The 16,248-nt window shown below is 40.2% G+C and carries 15 protein-coding genes; 9 read left to right on the forward strand and 6 right to left on the reverse strand.

The window, feature by feature from the left end; all coding sequences use genetic code 11:
- Positions 1-12: 12 nt before the first annotated feature.
- From AACW45_RS19555 to AACW45_RS19580, 6 genes are all read left to right on the forward strand, one after another.
- The gene (locus AACW45_RS19555; RefSeq protein WP_306414980.1) at positions 13-819 is read left to right on the forward strand and encodes a hypothetical protein; all 807 of its coding nucleotides are present in this window, start codon (positions 13-15) and stop codon (positions 817-819) included.
- A gap of 128 nt (positions 820-947) precedes the next feature.
- Positions 948-1,994, forward strand: coding sequence for a hypothetical protein (locus AACW45_RS19560; RefSeq protein WP_190628697.1), 1,047 nt, complete (start codon positions 948-950; stop codon positions 1,992-1,994).
- Positions 1,995-2,819 (forward strand): hypothetical protein, encoded by an 825-nt coding sequence (locus AACW45_RS19565; RefSeq protein WP_190628700.1) that lies wholly within the window; start codon positions 1,995-1,997, stop codon positions 2,817-2,819.
- A 126-nt stretch (positions 2,820-2,945) separates the two neighbouring features.
- Positions 2,946-3,638, forward strand: a complete 693-nt coding sequence (locus tag AACW45_RS19570) for a hypothetical protein (RefSeq protein WP_190628702.1) — start codon at positions 2,946-2,948, stop codon at positions 3,636-3,638.
- Positions 3,639-3,646: 8 nt separating this feature from the next.
- On the forward strand, positions 3,647-5,239 hold the full coding sequence (locus AACW45_RS19575) for a TrbI/VirB10 family protein (RefSeq protein ID WP_190628704.1): 1,593 nt from the start codon (positions 3,647-3,649) through the stop codon (positions 5,237-5,239).
- 170 nt (positions 5,240-5,409) lie between these two features.
- Positions 5,410-5,979 carry a hypothetical protein gene (locus tag AACW45_RS19580; RefSeq protein ID WP_373462032.1) on the forward strand — a complete coding sequence of 190 codons (570 nt, stop codon included), beginning with the start codon at positions 5,410-5,412 and terminating at the stop codon, positions 5,977-5,979.
- Between the two features lie 132 nt (positions 5,980-6,111).
- On the opposite strand, the gene tftA is transcribed toward AACW45_RS19580, so the two are convergent.
- Entirely contained in the window at positions 6,112-7,464 is a 1,353-nt protein-coding gene (gene tftA, locus AACW45_RS19585) for a hormogonium tapered terminus morphoprotein TftA (protein ID WP_190628707.1), read from the reverse strand.
- A 380-nt stretch (positions 7,465-7,844) separates the two neighbouring features.
- Here tftA and dnaG point away from each other — a divergent pair, with 380 nt between their 5' ends.
- Positions 7,845-9,770 (forward strand): DNA primase, encoded by a 1,926-nt coding sequence (gene dnaG, locus AACW45_RS19590; protein ID WP_190628709.1) that lies wholly within the window; start codon positions 7,845-7,847, stop codon positions 9,768-9,770.
- Between the two features lie 251 nt (positions 9,771-10,021).
- Here dnaG and AACW45_RS19595 read toward each other — a convergent pair whose 3' ends face one another.
- The 3 genes from AACW45_RS19595 to AACW45_RS19605 are packed head-to-tail and all read right to left on the reverse strand — an operon-like array spanning position 10,022 to position 12,333.
- A complete protein-coding gene (locus AACW45_RS19595) occupies positions 10,022-10,555 on the reverse strand; it encodes a hypothetical protein (RefSeq protein WP_190628711.1) in 534 nt (177 codons plus the stop codon).
- Positions 10,552-11,049, reverse strand: a complete 498-nt coding sequence (locus tag AACW45_RS19600; RefSeq protein ID WP_190628714.1) for a DUF4365 domain-containing protein — start codon at positions 11,047-11,049, stop codon at positions 10,552-10,554. Before AACW45_RS19600 ends, AACW45_RS19595 begins: the two co-directional genes overlap by 4 nt.
- 18 nt (positions 11,050-11,067) lie before the next feature.
- On the reverse strand, positions 11,068-12,333 hold the full coding sequence (locus tag AACW45_RS19605; protein WP_190628716.1) for a plasmid pRiA4b ORF-3 family protein: 1,266 nt from the start codon (positions 12,331-12,333) through the stop codon (positions 11,068-11,070).
- A 134-nt stretch (positions 12,334-12,467) separates the two neighbouring features.
- Between AACW45_RS19605 and AACW45_RS19610 the strand changes: the two genes are divergently transcribed.
- The gene (locus AACW45_RS19610) at positions 12,468-13,004 is read left to right on the forward strand and encodes a nucleotidyltransferase family protein (protein WP_190628718.1); all 537 of its coding nucleotides are present in this window, start codon (positions 12,468-12,470) and stop codon (positions 13,002-13,004) included.
- Between the two features lie 240 nt (positions 13,005-13,244).
- On the opposite strand, the gene AACW45_RS19615 is transcribed toward AACW45_RS19610, so the two are convergent.
- Both AACW45_RS19615 and AACW45_RS19620 read right to left on the reverse strand, forming a co-directional pair.
- Complete coding sequence (locus AACW45_RS19615; protein WP_190628721.1) at positions 13,245-14,291, reverse strand: DUF1611 domain-containing protein; 1,047 nt, start codon at positions 14,289-14,291, stop codon at positions 13,245-13,247.
- Positions 14,275-15,327, reverse strand: coding sequence for a dipeptide epimerase (locus AACW45_RS19620; protein ID WP_190628724.1), 1,053 nt, complete (start codon positions 15,325-15,327; stop codon positions 14,275-14,277). Before AACW45_RS19620 ends, AACW45_RS19615 begins: the two co-directional genes overlap by 17 nt.
- Positions 15,328-15,513: 186 nt before the next feature.
- Between AACW45_RS19620 and AACW45_RS19625 the strand changes: the two genes are divergently transcribed.
- Positions 15,514-16,074, forward strand: coding sequence for an NUDIX hydrolase (locus AACW45_RS19625; protein WP_190628726.1), 561 nt, complete (start codon positions 15,514-15,516; stop codon positions 16,072-16,074).
- Positions 16,075-16,248 lie beyond the last annotated feature (174 nt).

A 16,248-nucleotide genomic window follows, 5' to 3' on the forward strand; every position in this document is an offset into this window, starting at 1 on the left:
GACAACTGACTAATGACTAATGACAAATTTATGAAAAAAACTCTTATTTTCACGCTTAGTTTAGGATTGCTAGCCACACTCCCAGCAATGGCACAATTAGGCAGTGTTTTAGCCGATTTTCAATCCTATTCCAGCGAATTACAAAACTATCTCAAAAATAATTTGAGTTCGACATTAAAGCCTGTTGAGATGCAGTCTCAAAGTGCGCTGAATGAATCTACAGGACAGATGAATCTACCTAATCCGATTACAGCAGGAGATAGGTTAGAGAATGTGATGGTTGTCAATTCTATCTCTGATAGATTTGATAACAATCCGGCGCTGAAGTCGAAAACAGCTACTAATGAAATTAATCGCCTCATTACCCTTAGTTCTATAGCTAGCGTTTTGGGTAAAACTGGTCAAATCAGAACAAAAATTAAGTTACAAGATACAGAAAAAACTCTAGCAAATATTTCCCAAATTGCCCAAGAAGCGGATCAAAGCCATCAAAATTTTCTGGGTAGCTTTCAATCACAACTCGGTCAATTAACTACTGCGGGTATTCCTGGTTTAGGAGCATTATTAAATAGCAATGAATCTGATTTACAACTGAAAAATATTCAAATTCAAAGTCAACAATCCAGAATTGTTGGAGAAACACTAGCGCAGACAATGCAGGTAAATCATTTCTTGCAATATTCTAATTTAAATTTAGCCAATATTTCCCAACAAATCGAAGACAATAACCGGGCGCGGCGTGTTGATTCCTCCGCCGAAGCTGCTAGGCTTTTACGCACAACTTCGCAAATGGATTTATTTGGGAGGAAAGAAAAGTAAGAGTCAATGGTCAATAGTCAACAGTCAATGGTCAACAGTCAATGGTCAATAGTCAATGGTCAATGGTCAACAGTTAACTTTCCTTCTGCCCTCTGCCCTCTGCCTTCTGCCTTAATTTAAACTTAAAAATGCAGTATATTCTACAAATTCCAGCGAATACAGGTATTAATGATGTTCTCGGTAATGGGGTAACAACTGCCCAAAGTATTGCTGAAAGCTGGGAGAATCAATGGCTAGATTTATTACAAAAAAATCCCAGTGACAATATATATGGTTCACTGACGAATTTAGGCATATTTTTTGCAGTAGGAACTTTATTAGTTTTCCTCATCCAATGGCTGAAAGATGTACTTGAGGGTGAATATTCTCGTCCGATTTCATCGATGATTTGGCCGTTTGTGGTGGTGATTTTATTAAATAATACTGGGAATGGAAGTATTCTTTCGAGTTTGACTTTAGGGGTACGCAACTACATTAATTCGGTGAATCAACAGGTAGTGACTACAGCAGATACCGATAAAGTTTATCAGCAAGCGCTGAATATGAGTGTGGCGGAAGAGGTGGCTGGTTCTTTGTTGCGTCCTTGTCAGTCTTTGAATGGGGAACAACAATCCCAATGCTTTACTAAAGCTACAGAGAAAATCAATAATCTTTGGCAAGAATATAGAAATTCCTATGGTAATAAAACTTGGATTGAAAGATTAGAAAATAAGGTAAATCAGATTAGCTACGGTACAGGCGATGTTTCGGAAACTGCTTTTAATGCTTTGTTAGGTTCGACAGTTCAAACTAGTATTAAAAATTTCTTATTTTCCTTACAGTATGCTTTTCAAAATTTAATTGAAGCAACAATGTTACTGATAGCAGCTTTAGGGCCGCTAGCGGTTGGTAGTTCATTATTACCTGTCGCAGGTAAACCGATTTTCGCTTGGTTGACTGGGTTTATTTCTCTGGGAATTGCCAAGATTTCGTTTAATATTATTGCGGTGTTAACTGCATCTGTAATTGTCAATGGCCCGGCACAAGATCCAAATGCTGACCCTGATTTGATGTGGTTCATCATTTTCTTAGGAATTTTAGCGCCAATTTTATCATTATTGACGGCGGCGGCGGGAGGATTTGCGGTTTTTAATGGAATTGCGAATACAGCTAACTGGGTAAAAGCGAGGGTCTAGATGGTAAGGTTATTAGAGAAGAAAAAACAGACAGTTAGTATTTTAACAATTTTTGCGATCGCTACTTTTGGATTGCAGGTATTATTGCTGCTATTTTTAATGATGCAAGGCTTGAATATTCGCCAGCTTAGTTTGCGAAAACAGCCGAATTTTGTGCAGACAGTTGATGGTAAACCTGTTGGAAATACTGATAATTTAGCACGAGATCCAGAAGGAATTCGCCAATTTGTAAGTAAAACTATGACTTCAATTTTTAATTGGTCAGGAACTTTACCGCCACAAACAATTGAAGAAGTAGGTAACCCTAAACCAGATTTAGGAATATTAATTAAAACGCCATCTGGTGGAAGTCAAAAAGTTACTACTAGTAGTTGGATTGGAAGCTTTGCTTTATCTGAAGATTTTCGCAAAGGCTTTTTAAGCCAAATTGCAGCTATGACTCCACCGGAAGTTTTCGCGAATAATCAAGAACAAGTTATTTCCGGTAAATTAGTGATTAAAAGGGTGTATCCTCCTAAAGAAATTGAACCAGGTAAATGGCAAGTGGGGATGGTAGCCGATTTAATTCAAACTAAAAAATCTGATGGTAAAAGACTCATAGTGCCTTTTAATAAAGATATATTGGTGAGGGCAGTAGATTATTTTGATTATCCGCAAATTGAGCAATTAACAGTTTTGCAAAGAGCAATTTATGCTGTACGTGCTGAACAGCTAGAAATTTACGAGATGCGCAATTTATGTTTAATCGACGCCTATGATAATTTACAAGGTGCAAATTCAAATCAATGTGAAATTGAACGCAAAACTGGTAATTTTACTCGATAAAATCACTATTTAAAAACAAATGAAAACTGTAAGGGCGGGTTCACAGATATCATCAAATATCCATGAAAATCTCTCACAAACCCGCCCCTACTAACAACTAACAACTGACAACTGACAACTGACATAATGCAGCTACTTAAATCAGAAAATAAAAAGACTAATATTTTACCAATGTTTGCCGTTGGAACATTGGGAGTTAATATCTTAACTTTATTTGTTTTGATGTTTCATGGGTCGATGTTGCAGCGATTGAACCAGCAAATCGCCTTACCAAGCCTGGTACAGCTAATTGATGGTCGGTCAATTACAGCCAATCCACAAGAGAATCAAGAAAGATATCAACAAACTATTCGCCATTTTGTTGGCGAAACTATGACTTTAATGTTAACTTGGTCACAGCAACTACCACCAAATACAGTTTGGGACATTAGCTCTCAACTGGTGACTGAAGATTTTCAACCAAAATTACAAACACAAATAAATAAGTTAAATTCTGAAAAAAGAATATCTAGTTCTTATCAAGCTACTGAGCAGATATTGGCAATTCAAAGAATTTCTCAACCCGAACAAATCGCTGAGGGTAAATGGAAAGTCGAGATGATTGCTAATCTCTTAGTTTTTCACAACTCAGATAGGCTTGGTGAATCAATTCCCGTAAATCAGCAAATTTTTATCCAGACTACCGATGAACCTGTTGCTTCTTTACCTCAATCTCCCACTGCTTTACATTTGGCTGCTTATCGCCTTGGTGCAGCTAGACTGCAAATTTACAAAGTTTGTGACTTAAAAGATAAAACCTGTTCCGAAAAGTTACCTTAGGACGTACTATGACTCGCTACTCAAGTTCAACCAAAATTTCCCTAAATGATGATTCTCAATTAGAAATCGATTCTCAAGATTGGGAATTAAGGATGGCAAAGTTAGTAGGGTTAGACAATGGAGAGTTTTCATTTGACCGTGATGACACAATAGAAGAATCAGTTAATGAATCAGCTAACTTAGAACCATCGTTTTCTCAACCATCAGAAGTTAAAACTGAACAATCTTTTGCTTCCAATCCCTTTGCCAAATTAGGTTTGGTAGGTACGGCGACTTTTGCTGTGGCTTTGTGTGCTGGTGGGTTTTTAACTCAACTTATGTCTAGCAACAATCAAAAGGCAAAAAAGAAGAATATCGCTTCCCCGGTAAAAACGCCGCTACTTGATGAATCGCAACCCAAAGAGTTAGAAATTGAAACTCTTAAAACTAAATTAGCGCTGACTGAACAAGCAGAGGCGGTACAGTTAGCACAAAAACAACTGAGAAATATTCAAAATCAACCGCCAAATCAACCCCTATCAACAGTTGCACAATCTACCGCAACAACAAGCAACGTACCCAAAATTATGACTGTTGAGCGCATGGTTGATTTACCCACTCCATCACAAACACCCATCGCCTCTCAACCGTTACCAGTACCCCAACCACCCCAAATAGTAGCTGTCAAACCAGATATTCCCCCAGCAGTTAAAGCCACGCCTCAACCTAAATTAGATCCTTTTCAGATGTGGAATAATTTGGCTAAGTTAGGTAGTTACGGTCAAGTACCTGTTAGAGACATAGCATCAGCAAATATTAATACTCCAACAGCCAGCAATCCCCATCCAGAACAACAAGCAAATAACCCTGCTGCGGCATCTACACCAGAATCACAAACAACAGCCAGTGAAACAGACAACTCTACTCTGATAGCGAATAAAGAAGCCAAGAGTTCCAAATCCTTAGCTGTAGGAACAAGCGCTAAAGCGGTGCTAGCGACGGCTGTATTTGGCGAAACTGCTAATGCATCCGCTAACAATAGCGATAATGAAGGCGAGAGCGCTAAAAATACCTTTGTGGTGCGGGTACAAGAGCCTTTAAAAGGTGTAGATGGCAGCGTGGCTATTCCGGCGGGAACTGAGTTATTAACAGAAATAAGCTCCCTTTCTGAACAGGGATTAGTACAGCTGAAAGTTGTAAAAGCGATCGCTAAAGATAGCAATGGCATCACTGAAAATAGTTTACCGCCAAATGCGATCGTGATTCGCGGTACTCAAGGTAGACCGCTAGTAGCCAAACAATATCCTAATCGCGGCTCATCTATTGCCGGTATGGATATAGGATTGTTTGTCTTGGGTGGTTTGGGTAAAGCTGCTGAGTTAATGAATCGTACAGACTCTCAAGTTGTAAGTACCAGCGCCGGAAGTACTGTAGTTACCACCAATAACCCCCAACGCAACATGATAGCCGCCGCCTTAGAAGGTGGGATGAACACGGTAGTACCGCAAATTGCCCAACGCAATCAACAAGCCATCTCCGAGATGATGCAACGCACTAACGTCTGGTTCTTACCCGCCGGTACAGAAGTGGAAATCTATATCAATCAAACAATGGAGTTTTAGGATTTGGGCATGGGGCATGGGGCATTGGGCATTGGGCATTGGGCATTGGGCACAGACGCGATGAATCGCGTCTCTACAATTGTCCTCCTTGTCTCCCTTGTCTTCTCTCCCTGCTCCCTGCTCCCTGCTCCCCTGCCTCCTTGCTCCTCCTCATGTGCCTTGGTTTATATATGAGAAAAAATCGCCTTTTTTGCCTGGATATATTGAATAATTCTAAATTTCTGCCTTGGGCTGCTTTTGGGTTTATGGCTGTAATTGTATTGCTAGGAGGCCGCGCTGTAGCTGAAAATGCTGTTTTACGCTCGATTTTCTCTTGTCAAGCTCAAGGTTTAAGTGGCGTAGTACCTACCATTAAAATTTGGTATCAACAGGGAACAAACCTCAGTTTTATTCCCTCAGGAGAAAAAATTAGAAAAGTTTGGTTAAATGACCCATCCCAGGTAACGATAGACTTTGACGGGCCGATGTGTATGCAATTCGGTCAAGGTGCTGGTACAGGAGATTGCCAAAACTCTTCAGCTAATGTCATGCAACTCAGACGAATTAAAAAACTGGCAATTCCCGGCTTACCTTATACAGATAATACATTATTAACCGTAATTACCGAAGGTGGGCAAAGCACGAAATTGTATACCTTCCGCATTTTATACGGCGATGGCAGTCCAGAGTATCATACTTTAGCTGTGTTCCCTGATACTGATGCTTCTAGTACCTCACCTTGCGTAAGACCGCCGCAGTAAGGGACAGGGAAGGAGGACAAGGAGGACAAGGGAAGGGGGACAAGGAGGCGAAATGACTAATGACAATTGTACAGACGCGATTCATCGCGTCTCTAACAAATGACCAATGACAAATGACCAATGACCAAATCATCATAAAAACCCTGCTGATTCATAAAGGCGTTTGAGCATAGCAGTAATTTTTGTACCGTAGTCTAAATCTGCTGACCAGCGCCCTGATAATTGATCGACTAAGGGCGCAACACCACGGGTGACAAAACGAAATCTGGGGTCTACAACTTCGTTTACTAAAGGTTCTAAACTGGCGTAAGCTTTTAAATGTTGGATATGTGCCCTAACGCCAATTCTCGCACTGGTAAAAGATGCGGCTTCGGCACTACCACCAATTGTACCTAACCCGGCAAAGTTATTTTGCTCTGGTCTAATATCATTACCAAAGCGTAAAAATCCGGTTTCTACACACATTTGGCAGAAAGCAATATCGTAGTTGATTCCTTCTGTACTTGCTTCTTCGCGGTAGAGTTTGGGGATATCTGGAAATTGCACTAAAGCATTTTCATTATTATTTCGCAGAAATAACTGTAATTGGACTTCGGAAGTATTACCATTGGAGATAATGCGGTCAAATTGACCAGGACAAACTACTAAAATTGAACGTAAACTGACAGTGCGAGTTGCTGCATCCCAACCTATAGATACGTTAAAATCTCGCAGTTCAATTGCTTTAATATAGACTACTTTATGATAAGTAATCCGGCGAACTTCTGGTATTTTGGTTAAATCAACTCGTAAGCGGTCAGCTAAATCAATGGGGATATAAGCATTGCCATTAATTAATATTCCTTGTTCTGAATATTTTTGCCCGTTAACTGTAATATTAATTGTTGGATAAGTTGGTTCTGGGGGAGTTCCTTGATTTGGGTCAACTGCGCGACTCCAAGAAGCCAAGCCATCAGAAATTCCTAAAGCAAAATCGCGACGACGATTTTGGAGTAAAGCACGGTCTTCTGGACTGCTGAGGAAACCGACTTGCATTAACAAAGACGCGATCGCAGTTTGTCTACAAAATATTAATCGCCCCAATCCACTATCGCTATCAGGCCTAACTCCCCGATTTGGTAACTGGGGAACACGGCGTAACAATCCTAACAGTAAAAGTTCCGCATTACTTTTACGCTGATTATTATTGGCAATATAGAACACGCTAGCCCCCCGGACAGTGGGGCTACTAGCTGCATCAGCGTGAATTTCTAACGCCACATCAGTGGAACGCCCGCGAGAATTGATCCAGGCGATAGTATTGGCTGCACTCAAATCGTCAGGAACTGCTAAAACTTCAAAACTCCGCGCCCGCAATTCGGTTACAATCAAATCGCGCAGCAGAATCATTTCTCTAGCTTCTGTTGTCCCGCCTGCGATCGTCCCCGGATCGACTCCTCCGGCTTCTTTTCCTCCGTGAGCAGCAGAAATAAAAATACGCCCCATGTTCAGTATTTCCTCTTATAAGAATCAGCCTCAGCAATCCTATATATCATTTCTTGGTTTAGCATCAACAATATAATAGCCATCAGGAGCGATTGATCATTTGTTTCTTAAAGAAAACAGCAGTCTGAGGGGATGAGGAGGATAAGGAGGACAAGGAAGATTAATGACAATTGTACAGACAAGGGTTCAGGGACATCCAATTTTTTAAATACCCAAGAAATTCGTAGTGCGAGCATCTTGCTCGCTGGTGTTCAAAAGCGAGCAAGATGCTCGCACTACGAAATATTAGACGCGATTCATCGCGTCTCTGCCCAATGCCCCATGCCCAATGCCCAATGCCCCATGCCCAATGCCCAATGCCTCATGCCCAATAACCAACTATGTACATCCCCCGCTTGCACCCCAATACAATTGAAGAAGTTAAACAACGCGCTGATATTGTAGATGTCATCTCAGAGTACGTAGTTTTACGCAAGCGCGGTAAAGATTTTGTGGGTTTATGTCCGTTCCACGATGAGAAAACTCCTAGCTTTACGGTGAGTCCAACGAAGCAAATGTATTATTGCTTCGGCTGTCAAGCTTCAGGAAATGCAATTAAGTTTTTGATGGATTTGGGGAAGCGTTCGTTTGCGGAGGTGACTTTAGATTTAGCTAGGCGCTATCAAGTACCTGTACAAACCCTAGAACCTGAGCAAAGACAGGAACTGCAACGACAGATTTCTTTGCGCGAACAGTTATTTGAAGTTCTAGCTTCCACAGCGCAATTTTATCAACACGCCCTGAGACAATCTGCCGATCAAAAAGCATTACAGTATTTAAAAAGCGATCGCCTGCTGAAAGAGGAAACCATACAGCAGTTTGGCTTAGGTTATGCGCCCGCAGGTTGGGAAACACTATACCGTTATTTGGTGGATAGTAAACATTATCCGGTGCAATTGGTAGAAAAAGCCGGATTAATTAAACCACGCAAGGAAGGGAACGGTTATTATGATGTGTTTCGCGATCGCTTGATGATTCCCATCCGTGACATCCAAGGGCGCGTAATTGCCTTTGGTGGGCGCACTCTCACCGATGAGCAACCAAAGTACCTCAATTCCCCCGAAACCGAGCTTTTTAGTAAAGGTAAAACTTTATTCGCCCTCGATCAAGCTAAATCGGGGATTTCCCAATTCGATCAAGCTGTAGTGGTGGAGGGATATTTTGATGCGATCGCTCTTCATGCTGCGGGGATTAATAATGCTGTGGCTTCTTTGGGTACAGCTTTAAGTTTAGAGCAAGTAAAGCTAGTATTACGCTATACCGAGTCTAAACAGTTGGTGCTGAATTTTGATGCTGATAAAGCAGGAAATAATGCTGCAAATAGAGCGATCGGGGAAATTGCCGAACTCGCTTATATGGGCGAAGTTCAGCTAAAAATTCTCAATATTCCCGATGGTAAAGATGCTGATGAATACTTGCATAGCCATAGCCCAGAAGATTATCGCCAATTGTTATCTGATGCGCCTTTGTGGCTGAATTGGCAAATTGATCAAATCCTCAAAGACCGGGATTTAAAACAGGCTACAGATTTTCAGCAAGTAACTCAGAGTATAGTAAAATTACTTAAAAATATAGTTAATAACGATACACGAAATTATTATATTTCCTATTGTGCGGAAATTCTCAGCTTAGGAGATAGCAGACTCATTCCTCTACGAGTCGAAAATTTGCTGACTCAAATTTCACCTGCTAATAGCTATTCTCAACCTGTACCACTTAAGAGAAAGGCGGAGATTAATAAAGCTTCTCAGGCTTCACCTAGTTCTAGCGAACGCGGTTTGTTAGAACGTGCGGAGGGTTTATTATTGCGGATTTACTTACATTGTCCCGAACAGCGCCAAACGATTTTAAACGCTTTAGAAGAGAGAGATTTACAATTTAGTCTTTCTCACCACCGTTTATTGTGGCAAAAGATTTTCGAGTTACCAATACAGCAAATAGATTTAATTTCCAATTTGCAAGATAGTTACTTGGAATCATCTGAAGATTTAAGTTTAGTATCGCATTTATTTCATTTGAATGAGAAAAGCAAGAAAGATATTTTGCGTACTCCGCAAGTAGTTCAGGCTGCGATTACTTGTATAGAACTAGTGATGTGTGAAAAACGCTATCGCCATTTTAAAGAACTATGGGAAGCAATTGATGAACAAGCCGAAGCAGATTTATATGAATATTATGGAAAAGCATTTCTAGCAGAAAAACATCGGTATATCAAGTTAAATGCACAGCGCAATTTCTCTATAGAAGAAGTTCTGAAATACGCCTAGAAGCTTGGGGAGCATCCCAATTTTGACGCAATACCCTAGAAGGGTATTGCTATACCAACAAAGCCTGCCTTCGCAGGCTATCAAACTTTTAGCCTGCGAAGGCAGGCTTGGTATTTCTAGCCCCACCCTTATAGGGTGAGGGCGTTTTTGCACATTTGGGATGCTTCCGAAGCTTGTATATAAGTTTTTGGTAATCACTGAATATATTATGTTCTAGACACGCTTCAATCAAATATATATTTGATGCTTTTCTAATGCTGAGTGAGCATAAAATTTTTATAATTTTTGAGAATAAATATGTTATTCTCCTTGATTAAATCACCAGTAAATAGCACTGGTAAACGCTCTTGATAGGCTTTAATAGCTAAAATATATTCGTGGTCAGCTAGTTCTGTTTTAATTTGACGAAGTCTATCAAAAACCACACCGAGTAATGTAATTTCTCCACTCAATTTATCAGCGTTAGGAGCTTCAATCCCTATAACTACTCCTTGAATTGTAATATTAGAGGCATTAGTTATTAAGTCACTTAAAATCTCAATCTGTGAGCGATTTTCTACTTCTTCTAAAATTGCCAGAGCTTCCTGAACTCGCGTAGAATAATCGCCAAGATGTTGTTTAGTTGGTAATAAAATTTCAAAGTCTTGATGTTCGGGTTTGAGCCAAATTGTCGCATTATCAAGAAAAGGATGGTCTTCATACCAACCATGAGATTTTAAGTAATCTTTTAGTTGTTGTATTTCGATACTCTTGAGAATTTCTACATCCCGTACAGTAACTTTCATGGTTTTATTCCTTGACCAATTCCTTGCATAATTGATTGGAGCGCGGTCACTGTAAATTGATTAGTTCTCGGTATAGTAATAGTTACAGCCGTTGTATTCTTTGTCAGAGCGATTCCCCTAATAGATACCCAGTATCCGCAATATTTCATACAGAGTTCTGTTTCTGATTGTTGTAAGCAGTCTGCTAAGTTATCAGGGATTAACACTACCACTAAAATTCTGGGAATAGCGAAGTCATCTAATCTTAAGTCATTATAGTTTTTGAGTTTGAGCGGATAGCGAATAGCCTTGTCATCGAGAACTTCTCTTGATGTTGATTTTAACTGCAATTCTAAACGTGGCGATCGAATGCGTCCTGTACCTCCTCTTGCTGCTATGCCTAAGTCTACACTGTCATCGTCTACTTCTGGTCTGTAGACAGAATAGCCAGCAATTGATGCAACTGCTCTGACATAAGCATTACTAAATTGTTCTTTTTGCTGATTAACATCCACGCTTAAATTGCCTTTATTTTACTCCTCTTCAATCCAATCATCATCTTCACTCCAATATTGTTGGGGTGCATCTCCGTGAATTTCTAAAATCTTGGCTTTTTTAATTTTGTTATCTGGCGGTTCAATGGCTTCTAATTGGACATTAAATTTCCAGTTGTCGCCAAAATCATAATGATAAATCATGCTTGCACCCGGTTCTAAAGGTAAATCGCCAATGCGGACTTGATCTGCAAATGGGGGTGATTCCATGTAAGGATGACCGATTGTACATGTGCGACCAAAACGGTCTTTATAAATAAATTCATATAGGTGGTCATCATCAAAATCAAAAGCATCAAGAATTGTTCCAGCTAACCAGCTTAATTCTCTTTTTGCAGAGATAGCAATTCGTCGCCAAGATTTAGAAACAGATACTTTAAAAATATAAATTCCATCAGTAAACCCTTGCTGAGGAAGCATTAAATTATTTTGCCATTCTGGGAAAAATGGCTGTAAAGTTGGATGTAATTGTCCAAAATTTACATTAATATCTTCATCAAAGTTTCCAGTAAGACCAATAGGAAACAGCAACATAAATATAGCATCACCAAGTGGTAACCTTTCTACACTAGCAATGCGCCAGCCTTTACCTTCTTGAGCTTTTCCGGGGTTAAGAGTTAAGAATCCAAATAACTCTAATAAAGCGACATTATGCAGTCCAGGATAATAGCCAAGACTTTGTTGATCGTCATATTTGGTAAATGTTAAGCCTTTATCGGGTATCCTGCCCCAAAACTGAATACATTTAAATAAATTATTCCATGAATCGTGACGTTCGCCTAAAACTTCATTATTTCCCCAAATTAACCAAGCTTCCAGTAAGGTGAAATAACGTTCTGTAACATTGAGTTTAGACCAACATTCTAATACAGCTTCATCTAATACTAAAAATTGTTTTTTACCTTGAGATGTAATTTGCCCAATTCCCGAACTACGTAATAATAAATAAAGTCCATTGATGTAAGGATAGGATTTTTGTACAGGACGTTTCAGTTTTGTATCAATTGGGTGACTTAAACGTAAATTAAGTTCCGAGAGAACTTTTAAAGGAAGCAGATTATTTACACTACTGACTTCTACACCTTTAGGTTGAAGAAAGTCAATTAAAATTTGAAAGTCATGCAGAATTGTACCCGGTTGATTTTCATCAATGCTGGTTTCTTTGAGTAGTTTTTGCTGTACATCTGAGAGGGAAAGTATTTCCTGATTCAGAATCGGTTCTATGTTGGCAAAGAAGTCTTCCATAATTAAAAATTAAATTCACAATTTAAACTTTAATTAAATTTAATTTAATCCTATGTATGAAGAGCTAGACAAAATTGAGTAAATGATGAATGCTAATATTTTCGCTTGCTGGTGGCAAATATTACAAATTTGATATGAACAGTAACACTCGCTTACAGACGATCTTAGCTGATACACCTGTAGGGATGATTTTACCCGCGATCGCGCAACTTCATCTACCTGATTGGTGGTTAGCCGGTGGTGCGGTACGTAATACAGTCTGGCGCGCAATTTTTGGCGATGACTGCGAGTTAGTAATTAAGGATTTTGATATTGCATTTTACGATATCCAAGGCGATCGCGCTCAAGAACTAGCAGCAAAAGCTACACTCACCGAACAATTCCCCGACCAGCAATTTGATGTGAAAAATCAAGCTAGTTTTAACCGTTGGCGCAAAGGTGAAACAACCTACCAGAGTACAGAAGATGGTATTTCCCAATGGTTGCATACTGCTACGGCTGTAGGGGTGCGCATAGATTTGCAAGGACAATGGGAGTTTTTTACCCCCTACGGCTTAGATGACTTATTTAATGGAATTATCCGCCCTACACCCGTCCATATTGATAATCCTAATGCGCATGACAAAGCAGCTAGTTTTTTAGAAAAGTGTCCTTATTTGCGATTAGTGTAGATTGGTCATTGGTCATTTGTCATTATTAAATCTTGTAGAGACGCGATTTATCGCGTCTCCTCCACAACCCCAAAACCCCAAAATCATGACTATGTTGTACCAATTTGAAAAAAGAATACAATCGTGCCCTCTAGAATATATTGATGTATCGCAAAAATTATTTAACTTGGTATACCTTGATTTCCAAAATATAAACTCGCTGATGACAACGAGTTCATATATTTGCAAACCAAATAAAAATTAACTTTTCATCACTGCATCTAACAGGACATTAGCATCAAAGCGGACGGCATCAGTACAGGGTAAACCAGTTAATTTTGTGGTTTGTGCGATCGCATCTTTCGCCGCATTTTCATCTAGACCAACAGTATTTAAAGCTACAGCCACCACAGGCACAGGAGCAAACGCACCGCCAGCACTCGCTACTGTCTCATACAGCTTAATCACCTCTGGTAAAGGCGGAATCGGTACATGGGGATTATTGCGGTTATGAGTTTGTCCGGCACGATGAACTAACACTAGTTGGGTAGGTTGAGAACCACGAATTAAGGGTAAAGTCGCCGTTGAACCGGGGTGTAATAAAGAACCCTGCCCTTCAATATGCACAATGTCGTAGTTTTTACCATAGCGCATCAGCATTTGTTCGACAGCGCCAGCCGCATAATCTACCCGCACAGCATCTAAGGCTACACCATCCCCTTCTAGCATGACACCAGTTTGACCGGTAGCTAAAAATTTAGAACGCCAACCCCGCAGCTTTGAAGCCCAATGCATTTCTAAGCTAGTTGACATTTTACCAATCGCCATATCAGTACCCACAGTCAACACCCGCCGACAGGGAAGGGTACGCGCTAAACCGCTAGCAATGCCTAAATTTGCTGGTTCTTTGCGCACATCCCAAATTAATTGCCCTGGTTTTAGCAGTGCATTTAATTCTGGCATGGTTGCTAATGGCGTGTGTAAACCGTTTACCAATGACATCCCAGCTTGTAAGGCATTTTTGATTTCTATCCAATAATCATCTGGTACAGTACCGCCTTTGGGAGCAATCCCAATTACCAAAACTTGCGGCTGATATTGTAAGGATGCGGTTACAGATTCGACTATGGGAACATCACGCTTAATACCTGTGATGTCTGTTAAGGATCTACCAACACATTCGCGATCAATGATGGCGACGATTGGGGCTTCACTGTAACGTAACAATGATAACCCGGTTTTTCCTTGAGGGCCAGCAGTTCCCTCATGTAACAAAATAGCTATTCGTTGATTAAGTGGCAGACGCAATATATTGTACCCCCAAACCTGGTAAATCGTTGGGCAAAACTTTCCCTTGGTGAATTGAAGCACCCACAAAAGGATCGTCGATTAAGTTTAAATGACTGTCTAAATCGAGATAATCAGCTAGAGGTGCTAGTTGTGCTGCGGCTGTATTCGCTAGCGAACTATCAGAATAGCAACCAAACATAACTTGCAAACCATAGGCTTTGGCTGTGTGTACCATGCGCATGGCTTCGGTTAAGCCGCCTGATTTCATTAATTTGATATTAATACCATCAACATAGTTAGCTAACTGAGGAATATCAGCACTGGTAAAGCAACTTTCATCCACAAAAATCGGCAGGGATGTATGCTGCTTGAGTTCGACTAAACTAGTTTCCTGTCCCCTGGGCAATGGCTGTTCTACATACTTTATACCTAAATCGGCTAGCCAATTACACATTTCTACTGCATCGCTTAAACTCCAACCGCCATTAGCATCAACAAAGAATTCCAAATTTGGTGCTTCTTCTTTGACTGCTAATAACATTTTTCTGTCTGCATCTATGCCATCCGGATTACCTAACTTTACCTTGAAAACACGGATATCTGTAAATTTTAACCAATCTCGCGCCCTAGTTCGCGCCCCTTCTGGGGTATTAATGCCGATAGTAACTGAAGTGGGGACAATGCGATCGCGTTCCAGTCCCCAAAGTTGCCATAATGGTAACCCCACCAGCTTACCCAACCAATCATGCATCGCCATATCCAGCGCCGCCCTCACCGCCGAAGGAACCTGCAATTTAATTAACTCAGCTTCAACTTGCTGCCGTTGTAACGGGCTAAATCCTTGCAAAATTGGCGTTACTTGCTGCAAAGCATCTTTAATTTTATCAGTTGATTGTGAATGATTGCCCACACCAAAAGGCGACGCTTCCCCCCAGCCCTCAATCCCATCCTGAGAAACAGTCACCCAGATATTTGTTGTCTGTGCCGTCGTCCCCCGACTAATCGTCAAGGGAAACCGCTTATTGACAGTAAATATTTTTACTTGAACTTCCATAAATATCTTGATTTCAAGCCAGGTGAATTACACAAATATCACACTTTAGCGCTAAAGTTTAGTTATTTGTACCAATCTGTTATACTTTTTTACCGAAAAAGATTTTGTTGAGTGATGACTGTTGACAGTTGACTGTTGTAAGAGTGCTTTTTTATCCTATGCCCAATGCCCAATGCCCAATGCCCAATGACTAATTTAAAAAAATGGACAATCCTTAAATCCAAAATGGTATTAGATCATCCTTGGTGTCAAGTCAGGCAAGATGAAATCGAATTACCTAATGGCAAAATTATCGATGATTATTTCGTAAATATTAAACCGGAAGTAGCTTTAATTTTACCGATAACTACTAATCAAGAAATTGTCTTTGTGCGGCAATATCGGCACGCTGTTGGTGATTTTTTTATCGAATTACCAGCAGGAAGTTTCAACCCTCACCAAGAAAGTGCAGAAGTAGCAGCAGTTAGAGAATTAACAGAAGAAACTGGTTATATTACTCAACAAGTTAGGAAAATTTCCACTCTATACGATAAACCAAGTAAAGATACCAATCAAATACATTTATTTTTAGCTAAAAATGTTGTCAAAGTCAAAGAACAACAGTTAGATATTACAGAAGAAATCGAAGTTTTATTAATTCCTGTAGATGAAGTTTTAGAAAAAATTGCCCAAGGAGAAATTGCGGTAGCGGGGACTGTAGCGGCGCTGTTATTAGGGTTAAAATTTCTGAACTCGAGTAATTGTTGAGTTGTTATATAGGACTTATATTTGATTTCTGAAATACACGTAGTAGCGTGGCAAGGCTAAAATGGTGCATGATTAAAACTCTTGTGGGATGGGCGTCTCGCCCGTCCTGGGCGGACAAGACTTCGGCGTGAGCGCTCAGTCGAACGCTGTCCACCCCACAAGAAAATTATATTG

The sequence above is a fragment of the Calothrix sp. FACHB-168 genome (assembly GCF_963889195.1).
In the GTDB taxonomy this organism is placed as follows: domain Bacteria; phylum Cyanobacteriota; class Cyanobacteriia; order Cyanobacteriales; family Nostocaceae; genus Aulosira; species Aulosira anomala_A.

Excerpts from the sequence above, each read along its gene's own strand:
- AACW45_RS19555 (WP_306414980.1), top strand. The coding sequence starts at position 13 with ATGACTAATGACAAATTTATGAAAAAAACTCTTATTTTCACGCTTAGT.
- AACW45_RS19560 (WP_190628697.1), top strand. The coding sequence starts at position 948 with ATGCAGTATATTCTACAAATTCCAGCGAATACAGGTATTAATGATGTT.
- AACW45_RS19565 (WP_190628700.1), top strand. The coding sequence starts at position 1,995 with ATGGTAAGGTTATTAGAGAAGAAAAAACAGACAGTTAGTATTTTAACA.
- AACW45_RS19570 (WP_190628702.1), top strand. The coding sequence starts at position 2,946 with ATGCAGCTACTTAAATCAGAAAATAAAAAGACTAATATTTTACCAATG.
- AACW45_RS19575 (WP_190628704.1), top strand. The coding sequence starts at position 3,647 with ATGACTCGCTACTCAAGTTCAACCAAAATTTCCCTAAATGATGATTCT.
- AACW45_RS19580 (WP_373462032.1), top strand. The coding sequence starts at position 5,410 with ATGAGAAAAAATCGCCTTTTTTGCCTGGATATATTGAATAATTCTAAA.
- tftA (WP_190628707.1), bottom strand. The coding sequence starts at position 7,464 with ATGGGGCGTATTTTTATTTCTGCTGCTCACGGAGGAAAAGAAGCCGGA.
- dnaG (WP_190628709.1), top strand. The coding sequence starts at position 7,845 with ATGTACATCCCCCGCTTGCACCCCAATACAATTGAAGAAGTTAAACAA.
- AACW45_RS19595 (WP_190628711.1), bottom strand. The coding sequence starts at position 10,555 with ATGAAAGTTACTGTACGGGATGTAGAAATTCTCAAGAGTATCGAAATA.
- AACW45_RS19605 (WP_190628716.1), bottom strand. The coding sequence starts at position 12,333 with ATGGAAGACTTCTTTGCCAACATAGAACCGATTCTGAATCAGGAAATA.
- AACW45_RS19610 (WP_190628718.1), top strand. The coding sequence starts at position 12,468 with ATGAACAGTAACACTCGCTTACAGACGATCTTAGCTGATACACCTGTA.
- AACW45_RS19620 (WP_190628724.1), bottom strand. The coding sequence starts at position 15,327 with ATGGAAGTTCAAGTAAAAATATTTACTGTCAATAAGCGGTTTCCCTTG.
- AACW45_RS19625 (WP_190628726.1), top strand. The coding sequence starts at position 15,514 with ATGACTAATTTAAAAAAATGGACAATCCTTAAATCCAAAATGGTATTA.